Origin of the sequence: Mesobacillus zeae, assembly GCF_003570705.1 — a bacterium.
GTDB classification, from domain to species: Bacteria; Bacillota; Bacilli; order Bacillales; family Cytobacillaceae; genus Mesobacillus_C; species Mesobacillus_C zeae.
On record NZ_QWVT01000023.1, the window covers coordinates 1 to 14,812 of the forward strand.

15 protein-coding genes are annotated in these 14,812 nt (G+C 44.0%); 3 read left to right on the forward strand and 12 right to left on the reverse strand.

The features are described from left to right. The first annotated feature begins 385 nt into the window (after positions 1-385). On the forward strand, positions 386-520 hold the full coding sequence (locus D1970_RS23040) for a hypothetical protein (protein WP_259339670.1): 135 nt from the start codon (positions 386-388) through the stop codon (positions 518-520). A 40-nt stretch (positions 521-560) separates the two neighbouring features. Here the strand turns inward: D1970_RS23040 and D1970_RS13405 are convergent, their stop codons facing one another. The 11 genes from D1970_RS13405 to D1970_RS13455 all read right to left on the reverse strand — a co-directional run bounded on the left by D1970_RS13405 (position 561) and on the right by D1970_RS13455 (position 12,261). Continuing rightward, positions 561-899, reverse strand: coding sequence for a hypothetical protein (locus tag D1970_RS13405; RefSeq protein WP_119113383.1), 339 nt, complete (start codon positions 897-899; stop codon positions 561-563). A gap of 179 nt (positions 900-1,078) precedes the next feature. Beyond that, positions 1,079-1,360: a YokU family protein gene (locus D1970_RS13410; RefSeq protein ID WP_119113485.1), complete on the reverse strand. Its 282-nt coding sequence runs from the start codon at positions 1,358-1,360 to the stop codon at positions 1,079-1,081. Positions 1,361-1,370: 10 nt separating this feature from the next. Beyond that, complete coding sequence (gene kamA, locus D1970_RS13415; protein ID WP_119113384.1) at positions 1,371-2,801, reverse strand: lysine 2,3-aminomutase; 1,431 nt, start codon at positions 2,799-2,801, stop codon at positions 1,371-1,373. A gap of 181 nt (positions 2,802-2,982) precedes the next feature. Further along, positions 2,983-4,359 carry a sigma-54 interaction domain-containing protein gene (locus D1970_RS13420; RefSeq protein ID WP_119113385.1) on the reverse strand — a complete coding sequence of 459 codons (1,377 nt, stop codon included), beginning with the start codon at positions 4,357-4,359 and terminating at the stop codon, positions 2,983-2,985. A gap of 48 nt (positions 4,360-4,407) precedes the next feature. Further along, positions 4,408-5,280 (reverse strand): putative beta-lysine N-acetyltransferase, encoded by an 873-nt coding sequence (gene ablB / locus D1970_RS13425; protein ID WP_119113386.1) that lies wholly within the window; start codon positions 5,278-5,280, stop codon positions 4,408-4,410. Between the two features lie 292 nt (positions 5,281-5,572). After that, on the reverse strand, positions 5,573-6,844 hold the full coding sequence (locus D1970_RS13430) for a peptidase (protein ID WP_119113387.1): 1,272 nt from the start codon (positions 6,842-6,844) through the stop codon (positions 5,573-5,575). A 35-nt stretch (positions 6,845-6,879) separates the two neighbouring features. Continuing rightward, positions 6,880-7,545 (reverse strand): 3-oxoacid CoA-transferase subunit B, encoded by a 666-nt coding sequence (locus D1970_RS13435; RefSeq protein WP_119113388.1) that lies wholly within the window; start codon positions 7,543-7,545, stop codon positions 6,880-6,882. Continuing rightward, complete coding sequence (locus D1970_RS13440; RefSeq protein WP_119113389.1) at positions 7,530-8,222, reverse strand: CoA transferase subunit A; 693 nt, start codon at positions 8,220-8,222, stop codon at positions 7,530-7,532. Before D1970_RS13440 ends, D1970_RS13435 begins: the two co-directional genes overlap by 16 nt. After that, positions 8,215-9,576 (reverse strand): aspartate aminotransferase family protein, encoded by a 1,362-nt coding sequence (locus tag D1970_RS13445; protein ID WP_119113486.1) that lies wholly within the window; start codon positions 9,574-9,576, stop codon positions 8,215-8,217. Before D1970_RS13445 ends, D1970_RS13440 begins: the two co-directional genes overlap by 8 nt. Before the next feature lie 141 nt (positions 9,577-9,717). After that, positions 9,718-10,698 (reverse strand): S66 peptidase family protein, encoded by a 981-nt coding sequence (locus tag D1970_RS13450; RefSeq protein WP_119113390.1) that lies wholly within the window; start codon positions 10,696-10,698, stop codon positions 9,718-9,720. Between the two features lie 96 nt (positions 10,699-10,794). Continuing rightward, positions 10,795-12,261, reverse strand: coding sequence for an NAD(P)/FAD-dependent oxidoreductase (locus tag D1970_RS13455; protein WP_119113391.1), 1,467 nt, complete (start codon positions 12,259-12,261; stop codon positions 10,795-10,797). A gap of 253 nt (positions 12,262-12,514) precedes the next feature. On the opposite strand from D1970_RS13455, the gene D1970_RS13460 reads away from it, so the two are divergent. Together D1970_RS13460 and D1970_RS13465 are read left to right on the forward strand one after the other, a co-directional pair. After that, positions 12,515-13,609, forward strand: a complete 1,095-nt coding sequence (locus tag D1970_RS13460; RefSeq protein ID WP_119113392.1) for an SGNH/GDSL hydrolase family protein — start codon at positions 12,515-12,517, stop codon at positions 13,607-13,609. 56 nt (positions 13,610-13,665) lie between these two features. Further along, positions 13,666-14,262 (forward strand): DUF502 domain-containing protein, encoded by a 597-nt coding sequence (locus tag D1970_RS13465; RefSeq protein WP_119113393.1) that lies wholly within the window; start codon positions 13,666-13,668, stop codon positions 14,260-14,262. Positions 14,263-14,302: 40 nt separating this feature from the next. Here the strand turns inward: D1970_RS13465 and D1970_RS13470 are convergent, their stop codons facing one another. After that, complete coding sequence (locus D1970_RS13470) at positions 14,303-14,803, reverse strand: PTS sugar transporter subunit IIA (RefSeq protein WP_119113487.1); 501 nt, start codon at positions 14,801-14,803, stop codon at positions 14,303-14,305. Positions 14,804-14,812 lie beyond the last annotated feature (9 nt).

Genomic DNA, 14,812 nt, shown 5'->3' on the forward strand with positions numbered 1-14,812 from the left:
ACGTTGGCTGATGTACTTCCTAAAAGGAAGTCATCATAAAATATTGTTTGTTGACGCTTGTTTGTTTAGTTTTCAAAGAGCAAGTGCGCCGCTCATCAGCGGCAACTTTTATATAATAACTCGATTAAAGTTATTTGTCAACTATTAATTTTTCTTTTCAAGTTGATGAATAACTTGTTTATTGATCTTAACATCCATTAGTCCTATAGGCAATGGTAAATAAAGGGGCTTCCATCGAATAAAAAAATTGTATGAAATTCAGGTGTAACCGTAAAACTATAGTGGCAAATAAGCTTGCAACTTCAAGTCACAATAATATAAATGACGTAATGAGGATAACCAGTACGGCAGTTATCGATATAAAACGAATAATGGAGGTTTCATAATGGAAAAGAAAGAACCGAAAAGTTTTCCGAACGTTAGCCTTGGCGGCAAACTGCCGCGAGAGAAGAGTGAAGTTGACTCGGGCCAGCTTAGGTACGGGCAAGAAGAAAAAACAGAATCCATAAACAGAAAATAATACAAGGCAGCGGCAGCTGCCTTGACGGTTTAGATTCCGGCTATTTTATAAACGACAAAGGTTTCATTTCTTCTTTCCCCTGTACCTTGTCAATTTTATCGACAAACATTTGGAACACTTTTTTCTTTTCATCAAGATCCTTTATATTCTCTTTCAACTGATTGAATCTTTCTTCAAAAGGTTTGTGATACATCTCTCGGATGGTTTGAATGATGCCATCATTCACGGTGGACTGGACGACTTGCTTTGTGATGCTGAATTTATAGTTATAAACAAGGAGCTCACTTTTGACATTTTCATATTCTTTGTCAATCTCGGTAAGAAGATCACATATTTCTTCCTTCCATTCGTCCAATGACTTTTTCACATGCGCTTCCATAATCCATCTCCTTAAAATTCGCCTTTATGTATTGAAAGGTTTCCATCTAGTGTAACAGCCAAGCTTTGCACCAAGTTTTCCCTCACATTACATAATCGCGGCAATATATTAAACGTACATTACACAGCATTGCTAAAAAAAAACGTACAGCATTGTCGCTGCACGCCTGAGGGGTCTTTTCATGAGGAGAAATCAAAGTAATTTCTTTTAAGCAAACGAGGCCGGGCCATTAAGTCCTCAAAACTGATTATCTTTCCGATTGGTTTCGTATCAATGAGAAACAACTGGTCCTCGATCTCCTTTGTAACTTCTTCTGTTTGATAAACCATTCCGCAGTCCTTGCAGGAAACTGCAGGTGTATCTGTAATCTCGATTGCGCGCGAGCCATCCGGCAGCTCCCAATAAACAGTGTCAAGAGACTTGTCTGCGGCTTTCCCGCACCATTCACATATAAATTCCATATCCATCCCTCTATTCCTTCGAAACCGGGCTGACAGCCGGAACAGTTTTTTTGGTTTCAGGCTTGTTTTGCTGGGCGATAAATTTCTTTTCTTTCAGCTCATCTCGCTTTTCACGTTTATCTTTCAAAGAAGAATGGGATGGATCTACTTCATAGTTCTGCCTTCTGTCAAGGCGTTGCAGATCTTCAGGTATAAGGTTGAATTTACTGTCATTCATTACTGCTGCAATCCCAACATTCGATTTCTTCTTTTCGTAATCTGGATATACACCCTTGAAGTAATCTTCCGCCCGGCCAGGGACATACGCCTCAGGCTCCGGATATGAAGTGATGACACCTTCAAAGTTCCTGAGGACTACTTTATCAGGGCTCTGGGAGATTAAATAGTTCGGCTGAAGTGAAATCTTGCCGCCTCCGCCAGGTGCATCAACAACAAATGTAGGAACAGCATAACCGGAGGTATGCCCTCTCAATCCTTCAATAATTTCGAGTCCTTTTGACACTGGTGCCCGGAAATGGCCAATCCCTTCCGAAAGGTCGCACTGATAAATGTAATATGGACGAACACGGATTTTCACAAGGTCATGCATTAGTTTTTTCATTATAGGGACACTGTCATTGATGCCCGCAAGGATAACAGACTGATTTCCGACAGGGACGCCGGCATTGGCAAGCATTTCGCATGCTTTCTTTGACTCTTCAGTAATTTCAATTGACGTGTTGAAATGCGTATTCAGCCAGACAGGATGATACTTCTTTAGAATGTTGCAGAGATTTTCAGTGATTCTTTGTGGGAAAACGACTGGAGCTCTCGTACCTATCCGAATAATTTCAACATGGTCGATTTCACGGAGGCTTTTCAAAATAAATTCTACGATGTTGTCATTAATCAAAAGGCCGTCTCCTCCAGAAATGAGGACATCCCTTACCTCCTCGGTTCTCCTGATATAATCGATGGCTCCGTCAAGTTGTTTTTTCGGCACGCCCATCCCAATCTGTCCGGAAAACCTTCTTCTTGTACAATAGCGGCAATACATCGAACACTGGTTAGTCACCAGGAATAGCACTCTGTCAGGGTAACGGTGGGTCAGACCTGGAACAGGAGAATCCTCGTCTTCATGCAAGGGATCTTCAAGATCATACTTTGTTTTGTATATCTCCTTTCCAATCGGGACAGACTGCATGCGGATCGGGCATCTAGGGTCATCAGGATTCATCAATGAAGCGTAATATGGTGTAATATTAAGCGGGATTGTCTTCGTGGAAATCCTGACACCTTCTTCTTCCTCCGGAGTCAAGTTTATGACTTTCCTGAGGTCATCAATCGTCCTGATGGTATTGGTCAACTGCCACAGCCAATCATTCCACTGTTCATCTGTAACGTCTTTCCAAAGCTCAATATCCTTCCAATGCCTCAATGGCTTATATAATGTCTGTTTCATATCATTTCCCCCTTGTACTTGATTGCTAATTTAATATGCAATTCCCATGCCAAAGTTGAAAAAAACAGTAAAAAAAATTAAAATTGCCGCTACGATCCGGTTATGACTCCCCATCCCTCTCAGCACAATACACTTTCTCTCTAAAAAAAGAAATGGCCTGCCGAAAATCAGGCACGCCTCATTACTTCTTCAATTTATATTGTAAGGTTTGTCGCGGAATATCAAGCAAACTTGCTGCTTTTTGGATATTCCCTCCGCTGTGAACGAGCGCTTTCTCAATCAGTTCCTTCTCCAAAACCCTTAGGTTCTCCCTCAAAGAAAGTGACTCCATACTTTTTGGCTTCTCAATCGGCGCGTTCTGCAGAAACGGAGGAAGATGGTCCGATGTCAGAGTTGGCCCCTCGCAAACATTCATCATATATTCAATCGTATGCTTCAGTTCACGTACATTCCCTGGCCATGAGTGGGCATTAAAAACTACCTCTACCATACTGTCAGGCCCCTCAACCCGCTTTGAAAGCTTCTCGTTGAATTTTCCAATGAATACGTTTGCCAGAAACATAATATCTTCTTTACGTTTCCTCAGTGGCGCCAATTCAAACGAAAGGACGTTAAGGCGGTAAAATACATCTTCCCGGATCTTTTTTTCCTCCATGGCTTGCCTTGGATGAATGTTCATGGCTGCAACAACGCGGACATCAACAACCTTTACGGAAGAGCTTCCTATCCTTCTTACAGCACTATCTTCAAGTACCCGGAGTAGCTTGGCCTGAAGCTCAACAGGCATGGCATGCAATTCGTCTAAAAAAAGGGTGCCTCCATTCGCCAATTCAAACAAGCCGGGTCTGTCCACAGCACCCGTGTAACTGCCTTTTGAGGTACCAAAAAGAATGCTCTCGAGAAGCGATTCCGGGATTGCCGCGCAATTCTGGGCCACAAGAGGACCGCCGCTTCGCTGCGATGCATTGTGGATGGCATGGACAAACAATTCCTTGCCTGTCCCGCTTTCCCCGTAAATAAGAAAGGGGGATGCTGATTTCGCTAGCTTCTCCGCTCTATTTTTTATATCTGCAAAGCTGTCATTCAGCGTAAGTAAGTCCTGAAAAGTGTATTTCCCCTGCTGTCCTTCCTCTTTTTTTGCTGGTTTATGGAAGTCTTTTTTCAGATCAAGTAGCTGTTCAGAAAGCTGTTTAAGCCTGGAATAGTCCTTGGCAATTTCAACTGCACCGATTAGTTGCCCTCCCATAAAAATGGGGAGTGTAGTATTGACTGTTTCTATTTTTTTCCCATGAAGGTTTACAAAAATCTGCGTTTTATTATAGAGAGGCTTGTTTGTTTTCAGAACAGTAAGAAGTGTGCTGGATTTTTCACTGAGTGATGGAAACAGCTTCAGTAGCGGCTTGCCGAGCACTTCTTCGCGTTTAAGCCCATCGTGGGATGCAGCAACTTCATTGTAAAAAATGGTAATCCCTTCCGTATCGACAACGTGTATAGCTTCATCTATGCTGCCAAGGATGGCACCCAGAACTTCCCCTGTCATTTTTTCCGTTAAATTCATTGTAATCACCTGCCCATTACCACTATATGCACAGATGCCAGAAAATTGTCATCTTTCTGCCGAAAAATTGGCGGAAGATGATAAATCTTTCACCCACATGTTCATATTTTCAATTTTGTCATAAATATAACAGTTATTTAACAGCCTTCCCCTGTAGCTGTAGCCTAGCTGCCTGAGTGCTGCGTTCATGCCAAACGAAAGTGCACGCGCAATTGAATAGGAACTAAAGATGCCTCTTTCGGAGAGTTCCTCTTCCAGCCTCAAGAGCAGTACCTTCATCAAACCATACTTTCGATGTTCTACAAGCGTTGCACAATCAGTAAGCTCGGCGTTTCTGTAAAAAGAATCAATTTCAGCAGAAGCAGCGCTAACAATTTTTCCTCCATGCTCAAAACCAAAATAGACAGTCCCTTCTCCCATTGTCTTTATTATATAATCCGGATCATTCATGGGTGTCGGGTAGATTTCAAACACCGCACCATATAAATTAGCCAGTTGGGAAGCGTCTTTTTCGCTCAGCTTCTTTAAATGATAGTCAGAAGGGGGCTTAGCAGTGAGTGTCCCTTTTTCGAGTTCACAGACCTTGGAGACAATTTCGTCTTCTGTAATCCAGTTTGCGTTTATTTTTCTCCCCGCTGTATAGAACTTTGAAAAGAACATGCAGTCCGAGCCTAGGAAAAATCCATCAATGCATGCTTCGAACCGAAAGCCTTTTTCAACGAGAAAAGTAAAGTGCTCTTTCCTGGCTTTGAATATCAATTTTTCCGCAACATGCTCCCTGGCAATTTTCTCGCATTGCTCAATGATTTTATCCATATTCCCCAAATAATCATCCACTCTGACTCTATGATTATATGGATCCAGGAAAACCGAAACCATAAAGTCTGGTTTTTGGATTTTGACCGTCTTGCTTTCTTTCATAAATACTCCCCCTTTGTTTTAAGAAAAGCGAAATCAACTAGACAACGAAAAGCGAAATCGCCCGTTTTAGCGAGTCCACTATACGCCGGCGGACTAAAATCGACACACTATTCTTGCGGCAACGTCGGCCTAGGACTTCCTGTCGGTCGAAACTGGACAATGAAAGGTGCAAACGTACTGCTTGGCCCCGGTAAGCGTTGCAGTTGAAAAGTTGGTGAAGCTTCATACTTTCATATCTATTAAAAAAGACCGGCCTGAATGGGCAGGTCTTTCCATCATAGTGTAAACAGCATCACTCTTGCACGTTTTCACACCATTTCATAAGTGCCAATGCGATAATTTCCGCTGATTGGAACATCTGATCCAACTCAATATATTCATTTGTTTCATGGGCAAGCCTTGTTGTTCCAGGTCCAAAAATGAGTACAGGTGTATTGCCCACTTTATCAAGATACCCTCCGTCAGTAGCCCAAGGAGAAGCTTCAATGACAGGGTCTTCATTTCTGATGGCAGCGAAACTTTCCGCGAGGGTTGTAACGAGGGCATCGTCAGTCTCCAGGCTTCCAGGAAACCATTTGGCTCCAAACCACTCTACAGACGGCGGATGCTTGGACAGCCACGCATCACTTTCAGCCAGCCGGGATACCGCTGTTTCCATTGCACTCATTGCATCTTCAAGCGTTTCAGAAGGAGCAACGCCCATCCTGCCTTCGATGATGGCAAGATCAGGAACAGATGATGGCCATTCTCCACTTTGGATTTTGCCAATATTAATCGGTATAGGAATTGGAATTCGGCTAAAAAGAGGATCATTTAATTCTTCATTCCTCTTTTTCTCTAATTCTTGCAGTCCTCCAATGATGAGCATCACTTTCTCTATTGCACTGACACCTTCGTATCTCGTTCCTCCATGTGCCTGCACACCTTCCACCTTGATCCTGAACCACATGGATCCCTGCTGCTTAGGAAAGAATTTCATATTTGTCGGTTCGGGTATCAACGCACCATCGGCACGGTAACCGCGCAGTATGGCCGCTAGCGTCCCCGCCCCTCCGCTCTCTTCCTCAATGACACTTTGGAAAATCAAATCCCCCTTCAGCCTGATGCCGCTTTTGATGAGCGCTTCCATTGCAAGCAAGAGCGCAGCAGTGCCTCCTTTCATATCCGTCGAACCCCGGCCATACAATCTTCCATCTTCTATATGGCCGCTGAAAGGGTCATGCTTCCATGCTGTATTTTCCCCAACAGGCACCACATCAATATGCCCGTTAAGGATGATGGATTTCCCTCCGCCTTCACCTTTTAGTACACCTACGACGTTAGGGTTACCGCTGAAATCTTTACGATCGGAACAGAATGCGGGATGGGAGCGCAGTTCTTCATCGCCAATTTCCCATATATCTAGTTCCAGGCCAAGTTCCCGGCATTTTTCAATGATAACTGCCTGCGCCTTGCTCTCTTTCCCTCTTATGCTCCCTTCCTGCACAAGCCTTTGCAAAAGTCTTGTGCCGCGTTCCTTGTTTTCACGGATGAAATTAATTACATTTTGTTCAGCTATATTCATTCATTTGTCCCCTTTCGAAAATACTCTCCATCATCTTAGTCTTCAATTTTTATTACAGTGTCTTCTATCGCAAACTGGCAGCCGGTTTTTGAAGCAATCTCGTCAAGTGAATATGGAGCAAATACTTCTTTCAAATACAGTTCTTCCTGCTCGACCGTAAAGACTGCCATATCCGTGATGATCATGTCAACACATTGTAAAGCTGTTAAGGGAAGCGTACATTCATCAAGAATTTTCGGACTCCCATTTCGGTCGGTATGACTCATTAGCACGATGAGTTTTCTCGCTTTACCTGCAAGTTCCATCGCGCCGCCCATACCGGGTACTTTCTTTCCCGGAATAATCCAGTTGGCAAGGTCGCCTTTTCGGCTTACCTGAAGCGAACCAAGAATGGAAAGGTCTATTAATCCTTTCCTGATCATCCCGAACGCTACAGCACTGTCAAAATATGAGGACCCTAGGAGGGTAGTTACAGGAAACCCTCCAGCATTGCATAAATTTTCATCTTCCTGCCCGGTTTCCGGAGTCCCTCCCATGCCTACGATGCCATTCTCCGCATGGAACATAACGCCTAGCCCAGTGGCAAGGTGGTCCGGTACAAGCGACGGAATCCCAATTCCTAAATTGACGACCATGCCATTCCTGATTTCCTTTGCAGCACGCTTTGCCATTCTTTGCCTTGTCTCTATTGCCATGCCCATTTCCAATTCACCCCGCTTGAAGGTATTACCATATCAACAAATACACCTGGCGTTATAATTTCCTCCGGGTCAAGAAAGCCAAGGGGCACAATTTCATCTGCCTCTGCTATTGTAAAGTTACCTGCCATTGCGACAAGAGGATTAGTGTTCCTCGCACTCTTATCGAAAACAAGGTTGCCGTATGGGTCTGCTTTTTTTGCATAAACAATGGATACATCTGCTGTCAGCGCAGTCTCAACAAGGTATTCTCTATCATTGAGGATCAGCTGCTTTTTCCCAGAGGCCACACTCTTGTTGTTGATCCCGATATCAGTAAGAATGGCACCAAGGCCCATCCCCCCTGCCCTGATTCGTTCAGCGAGCGTGCCTTGCGGTGAAAATTCAACATCAAGCGACCTTTCATTCATCAACTTTCCTGCAACCGGGTTTGAGCCAATATGCGAGGCAATGATCTTTTTTGCCCGCCCAAGACTTACAATCTTTCCGATTCCGATTTCAGGAAAACCTGCGTCATTGCCAATTAACGTTAAATTTTCGGCGCCCGATGACAACAACGCATCAATAAGGGCGGGCGGAGTTCCGACACCCCCAAATCCGCCATACATTAGTGTCATACCATGATGAAAAAGCTCCATTGCCTGCTCCTGACAAGCTAACTTTCCAAAAGGATTATCCATCACATTCCACCTCCCTAGTATCATTCAGCTGAAGTGATAATTCAGTTAAAGCGCTTTTTAACAGAACGACAAGCTCATCCATTTCCTTCAATGATATGGTAAGAGGAGGAGAAATGATGACAGCATCCCCGCTTATACCGTCAATGCCTGCTCCGGCTGGATAGATGAGGAGGCCAAGTTCCTGAGCGATGTTCACAAGGCGGGCTGTAAAATTGATATCCCGGGAAAACGATTTTTTGGAAACAGCATCTTCAACAAATTCCACGCCAATCATTAAACCTTTTCCGCGGATGTCACCTATGAAAGGAAATTCAATGTTAAGCTGCTCAAGACTCATCATTAAGTAATCACCTTTCCGCTTAACTTCTTTAAGGATTGATTGGTCGTCCATATATTCGAGCACCGCAAGCGATACAGCACACGATTGGGGATTCGCGCTTAAAGTATGGCCGCTCATAATCGATTTTGTCCCATTAAGAATCGGTTCCATCACCCGTTCGCTTGCCAAGGTAGCAGCAATCGGCGCGTAACCAGCTCCCATTCCCTTTCCTAAAGCCACGATATCCGGGATAACACCCCACTGTTCACAGGCAAGCATTGTACCTGTCCGCCCAAAACCGGTCATGACTTCATCGGCGATAAACAAAATATCATGGCGATCACAGATTTCTTTAATTTCAATATAATAACCCGCAGGGGGTGTCAGGGCTCCCCCGGCAGCACCAACGACAGGCTCGGCAATAAATGCAGCAATATTGTCAGCACCTATCCTTCTGATGGCTGTCTCAAGCTCCCGGGCGCATTGCAAGCCGCAGTCTTCCGGTTTCAGTCCTAATGGACAGCGGTAGCAGTACGGAGGAGGAATGACAGGACAATCTTCAAGAAGCGAAGTAAATCTTGCTCTCCTGGCGGGATGCCCTGACATGGACAAGGCTCCCATCGTAATGCCATGATAGCTGACCCAGCGTGATAGTATCCTGTTTTTCGTTGGCTTCCCTTTTTCCTGCCAATGCTGAATGGCGATTTTCATACTTGTTTCTGTTGCCTCTGAACCGCTATTGACAAAAAAGCTCCAGTTTAAATCCCCTGGAACAGAATTAGCAATTTTCTCGGCAAGCTTTTCTGCAGGCTCGCTTGAAAACTGGGCACGATATACAAATGAGACTTTTTCAGCCTGTTTTTTCATGGCCTCCACAATCTCCTCCACACCATGCCCGATGTTAGCAGTAACAGCTCCGGAGGCTCCATCAAGATATCGTTTTCCCTGTAAATCATACAAATAGATACCTTTCCCATAATCGACAACAGGGTAGTCAGCATTAAGTGCTGGCTTGATTAGATAGGTCCTGTCCATCATTTCACATCGCTTTCCTAATATATCCCAAGAATAAAATTGCACTGTTTAATAGATTGTATGAAGAGCTTGGCCAAATCTTTCTTGGGAAAAGAAAAAAAGCACCCGTGAAAGGTGCTTTAAAATTCCCTTGTCTTTTCTTTACTCTTCGTGGAGTACAGTAATTTCCACTTTTCCGTCCGCTGCCTTGACTGTTGCCCTGCATCCTGCGGGAATTGTTGCAATCGGCTGGACGTGTCCGAAGTTAACATTGGCGATAATCGGGATACCTCTGAGCTCCGCCTTTGATGCAATGATACTCATGATAGCTGCTTCCGTTACAACCGAATCTTTTTTAAACCTGCCGATCAGCACGGCACGAATCCCCCCGGCATCCGGCATTTGGAGAAGAGACTGGAGGTCACGGTCAAATGTTCGCACATGCGATTCATCATCATCCTCTATGAACAGAATCGAGTCTTTCAATGACGGCATAAATTCTGTTCCCTTGAGAAGGTTCATAGTGGAGAGATTTCCGCCAACCAGCTTTCCTTCAGCTTCACCCTCCGCGACGACCAGATAGCCCGGATTCTCATGAAAGGTGCGGTTTTCCTGCTCCAAATGCCATGAGTCATCAGACCACTGCTCTGATGGTTCAATATCAAATGGCGCATCATTGGTCACTGCATCAAGAAAGGAATTGAGTGTGTATTCAAATCCATGTTTCGCTCCAAAGCTTGAGAAAAAGGGCCCAGAGTATGTAACGAGGCCAGTTTTTGTATGGATAGCAAGCTGCATTGCCGTAATATCGCTATATCCGCATAGCACTTTTGGGTTTTTGGCAATCAAATCATAGTCAATTCCCTTTAATAACTGGTTTGAGTTATATCCTCCCAGCGCGGCAATGATGCATTTAACATTAGGATCGGCAAATGCATCATGAAGATCCTCAAGCCGCTGGTCAACCGATGTGCTGAAAAATTCATCATGCTCACTCGTATACTTTCCGTATGTAACCGTAAATCCAAGCTGTTCAAGTCTATTCTGAGCTATTTCTAGCTGGGCCTCTTTCAAGATGGCCATGCTCGTAGATGGAGCAACCACCCTGATTTCATCGCCCGGCTTAAGTCTGTCTGGAATCATCTTTATCCCTCCAAAATTCTCTGAAACAAGCTTATTTTACCATAAAAAACCCACCAACCGGCGGGTTTCCAATAGTGTTGATGATCTGTCAATTTTTTAAACGAGCGCGGGTTCTGCAATCTTTCCGCTTTTCATTTTTTCAATGATATCTGTAGCAATCCAAACACCACAGGCGCTTGCCTGTGCAAGCCCCCTTGTAACTCCAGCACCGTCACCGCCTACATAAAGTCCAGAAATTTCTGTTTCGAATTTATCGTTCAGCTTAGGCCTCGCTGAATAGAATTTAGCTTCGATACCATAGAATAGCGTGTGCTCGGAAGCAAGTCCCGGAGTGACATGGTTGAGAGCTTCCGTCATTTCAATCAGGCTCTTCATTGTGTTGTACGGCAGCACCAGGCCAAGGTCGCCAGGCACAGCTTCCTTCATTGTTGGTTCAAGAAATCCTTCCTTGATACGCTTGGCTGTAGATCTGCGCCCCTTCAGTATATCACCGTATTTCTGGACGATGAGGCCCCCGCTGGATAGGCTGTTGGCCAGACGGGAAATTTCATGGGCATACTCATTAGGCTTGTCAAACGGTTCGGAGAAAGTGTGAGAAACGAGCAAGGCAAAATTAGTGTTAGGACTGCCAAGCTCAGGATCCTTATACGCATGACCATTTGCCAGCATGATTCCTGAGTGGTTTTCTACTACAACATGCCCCGACGGGTTGCTGCAGAATGTCCTTACCTGAGTCCCGACAGATGTATTGAAAATGAACTTGCCTTCATAGAGATGTTCGTTAATTTCCTGCATGACGACATTAGATGTTTCAACTCTGACACCAATATCGACCTGATTGTTGATCATTTTTAACCTGCGTGATTTCATAAGGCTGGTTAGCCATTTCGAACCGTCACGGCCAGGAGTAATAACAATTTTGTCCGCATGAAACTCGTCTCCCGACTTCAGCTTGATTCCCCGGACTTTATGTCCGTCAGCCTGCTTTTCGGTAATGAGGTCGTCAACCTCCATCTTGAACTTCATTTCAATCTTTGTTTGCAAATATTCGTAAATGCTTTTTAGTATCGCAAGGTTTTGTTCTGTACCGAGGTGGCGGACCTGCGCACGCAAGAGCTTCAGGCCTGCTGCATATCCCCTTCGCTCGATATCTTTTACCTGGTCGGTTAGTGGGTCCGTAACGCTTTCTGTCGCACCATGGTCAAGATTTATTTTATCAACATACTTAATCAATTCAATTACTTTCGATTCAGACAAATAGTCTGTCATCCATCCGCCAAACTCACTCGTAATATTAAACTTCCCATCAGAATAAGCTCCCGCTCCGCCAAACCCATTTGTAATTGAGCAGGCTGGAAGGCAGCCGGCGAAATCTTTTTTTCCAGCTGGAGGGGGGCATTTCTCTATTTTCTTCTGAAGTATTGGACAATTCCGCTTGTATATATCATGACCTTTATCCACCAAAAGCACTCTTGCCTCAGGCATTTTTAGTGTCATTTCGTAGCAAGTGAAAATTCCAGCCGGACCTGCGCCGACGACGATTACATCATAATTTGTTTTCATAAGCCATCCCCTACCTCTAGCGTTTTTCTTAACCCTTGGTAAATATAACAGACCTCCCGAGCAAGGTCAACACTAAATACGAACTATCTTATACACCTACAGTTAAAATGTTCGTTTTATGTTAATTTGCAAAAAATTCAGTCTAAAACACAAACCGCCTGCTAAAATATTGGGAATCGCTTTTATAATCAATGAAAAAGGGTACATTTGTTTTATACTATATTTAACCTACACCTAAAAGGAAGGATTCAACATGCAAAGGAAGGTTACAATTCTCATCACAGGTGCAGTCGCTCTTTTCTTCATAATTTATTGGCTGGCCAACTTTTCACCTGCCAGAGGCAAAGGTGAAGCAAACGTATATGACAAAATATCCGAAGGCAGCAACATCCGCTATTTGGTAATTGGCGATAGTATCGCCAGGGGTTCAGGTGCCGAAACAATGGATCAGCGATGGTACACCAAGCTTGAAGTTCTTTTAAAGGGAGACATGGGAATTGTAGCGAAGCGACAATCCCTGGTTCAAAGCGGGGCCACTGCATTTGAAGGTATATACAGGCTGCAGAACGCAGCCAGGCTAACTAATGCTGACCTTATCTTTATCTTTTTTGGTGAAAATGACCGCAAATATATGGGGCCGGAGGAGTTTTCTTTTTTCTATGAAAAACTACTTCGTGATGCCAAAATGAAATTTCCTAATGCAGAAATCATTACAATTACTGAAAGTCCGCTAAAACAGCCGCCATTTGCAAAACAGATAGAACGAATTTCCTACCATTATGGCGCCAAAAACATCGATATGCGGAAACACTTTAAAGACACAGGGATGTTGACAGAAAAACTGACTTCCGATACGGTGCATCCCAATGGAAAAGGATATCAGCTTTATGCAAATGCCATTTTCAATTTGCTGAAAAAAAACAGCCGTGAACGAAATGACATCGCCTTACTGAAAAAGCCGCTTACAGGAGAGCATGATTTTGTATTGACAGCAAACAGCATGCCTGAAAAAACAAGAGGCTTTAAAAACAAAAATGGCATGTACATAAGCAATGTTCCAGGTAATTTTCTAGAATTTCAATTCGAAGGACCAATGCTTGGTGTGACACTATCAAGAAGAGAGAACGGCGGGATGATGAACGTATATGTTGACGGGGAGTATGTCCGGACTATGTCTACCTGGTGGCCTTTCCCCAGGGAAAGAAACCTTTATGTCACCAGCGGGCTTGAACAGGGAAAGCATACGGCCCGGTTTGAAGTCATTAACGATGTTTCACCGCACAATTCGCAAGGAATCGGAACCATCCAGATTTCTTCAGTGTTTATGAGCGAGCGAATAAAGGATTGAATAATTTCCCGAAAAAGTGTATCTTACAAGCATAAACACTTGAGGAGTAAAAACAAATGAAAAATCTAGTCAAAAATTTTATCAACGGGATATTGACCATCGTGCCGATCATTCTCGTAATTTATGTCATTTATAAAACCTTTATGTTCCTGGATGGATTGCTTGGTGATGTCCTGAAACCCCACATGAAGGATGACTATCTGCCAGGCTTCGGACTGCTTCTGACAATCATTCTGATTACTGTTTTAGGCTGGCTTTCAACCCGCTTTATTACAGGGAGCATCGTAAAGCTGGCCGACAGACTGCTTGAGAAAATCCCCGTTGTAAAGACGATCTACTCTGTAATAAAGGATACGATCGGCTCATTTCTTGGGGAAAAAAAGTCGTTTTCGAAAGTGGTGCTAGTAACTGTTCCCGGAACAGGAATGAAGAGCATGGGGTTTATCACGACCGAAGAACTTGAGAAATTTCACAGCCCACTGCAGAATTATGCGGCAGTCTATATTCCGCAAACCTTCCAGGTTGCTGGATTCACCTTCCTTGTCCCGAAAAACGAGATTGAAGTGATTGATGTCAAACCTGAAGATGCTATGAAGTTTATCCTCTCAGGCGGGATGACCACAAAAGCAAAAAAAGAAAACTTCCCAGCATAAAAAAGGTACAGGCGATCAATCGCGCCTGTACCTTTTAATATTATTTCATTGTTAATTTCATAATTGGAGAAACGCCCTTTTCAACTTTGCCCAATCCTTCCTTCTCAAGCGATAAGGTACTGTCCGTATTTGTAATAATAACCGGGGTCAATGTACTTTTCGCTTTTGTGCGGATTATTTGAAGGTCAAAGCTCATCAGCCTATCCCCAGCCTTGACCTTGTCCCCTTCCTTCACATGCGCGTCAAATCCTTCTCCTTTTAGCGCTACTGTTTCAAGTCCGATATGAAGAAGTATTTCCGCACCGTTTTCAGCCCTTATTCCAATGGCGTGCTTTGTCGGGAATACCTGGATGATCTCTCCGTCGACAGGTGAGACAGCCATTCCTTCAGACGGATCGATTGCCAGCCCATCCCCCATCATTTTTTCAGCAAATACCGGGTCGGGCACTTTCTCCAGGCTGACGAGACTTCCTGATAGCGGTGCCACAAGCTCTAAAGTTTTACTGCTTTCTTCTTTCTTGCCAAAAAGTTTCTTAAACAATGTTTTCAT

Excerpts from the sequence above, each read along its gene's own strand:
- D1970_RS23040 (WP_259339670.1), top strand. The coding sequence starts at position 386 with ATGGAAAAGAAAGAACCGAAAAGTTTTCCGAACGTTAGCCTTGGCGGC.
- D1970_RS13405 (WP_119113383.1), bottom strand. The coding sequence starts at position 899 with ATGGAAGCGCATGTGAAAAAGTCATTGGACGAATGGAAGGAAGAAATA.
- D1970_RS13410 (WP_119113485.1), bottom strand. The coding sequence starts at position 1,360 with ATGGAATTTATATGTGAATGGTGCGGGAAAGCCGCAGACAAGTCTCTT.
- kamA (WP_119113384.1), bottom strand. The coding sequence starts at position 2,801 with ATGAAACAGACATTATATAAGCCATTGAGGCATTGGAAGGATATTGAG.
- D1970_RS13420 (WP_119113385.1), bottom strand. The coding sequence starts at position 4,359 with ATGAATTTAACGGAAAAAATGACAGGGGAAGTTCTGGGTGCCATCCTT.
- ablB (WP_119113386.1), bottom strand. The coding sequence starts at position 5,280 with ATGAAAGAAAGCAAGACGGTCAAAATCCAAAAACCAGACTTTATGGTT.
- D1970_RS13430 (WP_119113387.1), bottom strand. The coding sequence starts at position 6,844 with ATGAATATAGCTGAACAAAATGTAATTAATTTCATCCGTGAAAACAAG.
- D1970_RS13435 (WP_119113388.1), bottom strand. The coding sequence starts at position 7,545 with ATGGGCATGGCAATAGAGACAAGGCAAAGAATGGCAAAGCGTGCTGCA.
- D1970_RS13440 (WP_119113389.1), bottom strand. The coding sequence starts at position 8,222 with ATGGATAATCCTTTTGGAAAGTTAGCTTGTCAGGAGCAGGCAATGGAG.
- D1970_RS13445 (WP_119113486.1), bottom strand. The coding sequence starts at position 9,576 with ATGGACAGGACCTATCTAATCAAGCCAGCACTTAATGCTGACTACCCT.
- D1970_RS13450 (WP_119113390.1), bottom strand. The coding sequence starts at position 10,698 with ATGATTCCAGACAGACTTAAGCCGGGCGATGAAATCAGGGTGGTTGCT.
- D1970_RS13455 (WP_119113391.1), bottom strand. The coding sequence starts at position 12,261 with ATGAAAACAAATTATGATGTAATCGTCGTCGGCGCAGGTCCGGCTGGA.
- D1970_RS13460 (WP_119113392.1), top strand. The coding sequence starts at position 12,515 with ATGCAAAGGAAGGTTACAATTCTCATCACAGGTGCAGTCGCTCTTTTC.
- D1970_RS13465 (WP_119113393.1), top strand. The coding sequence starts at position 13,666 with ATGAAAAATCTAGTCAAAAATTTTATCAACGGGATATTGACCATCGTG.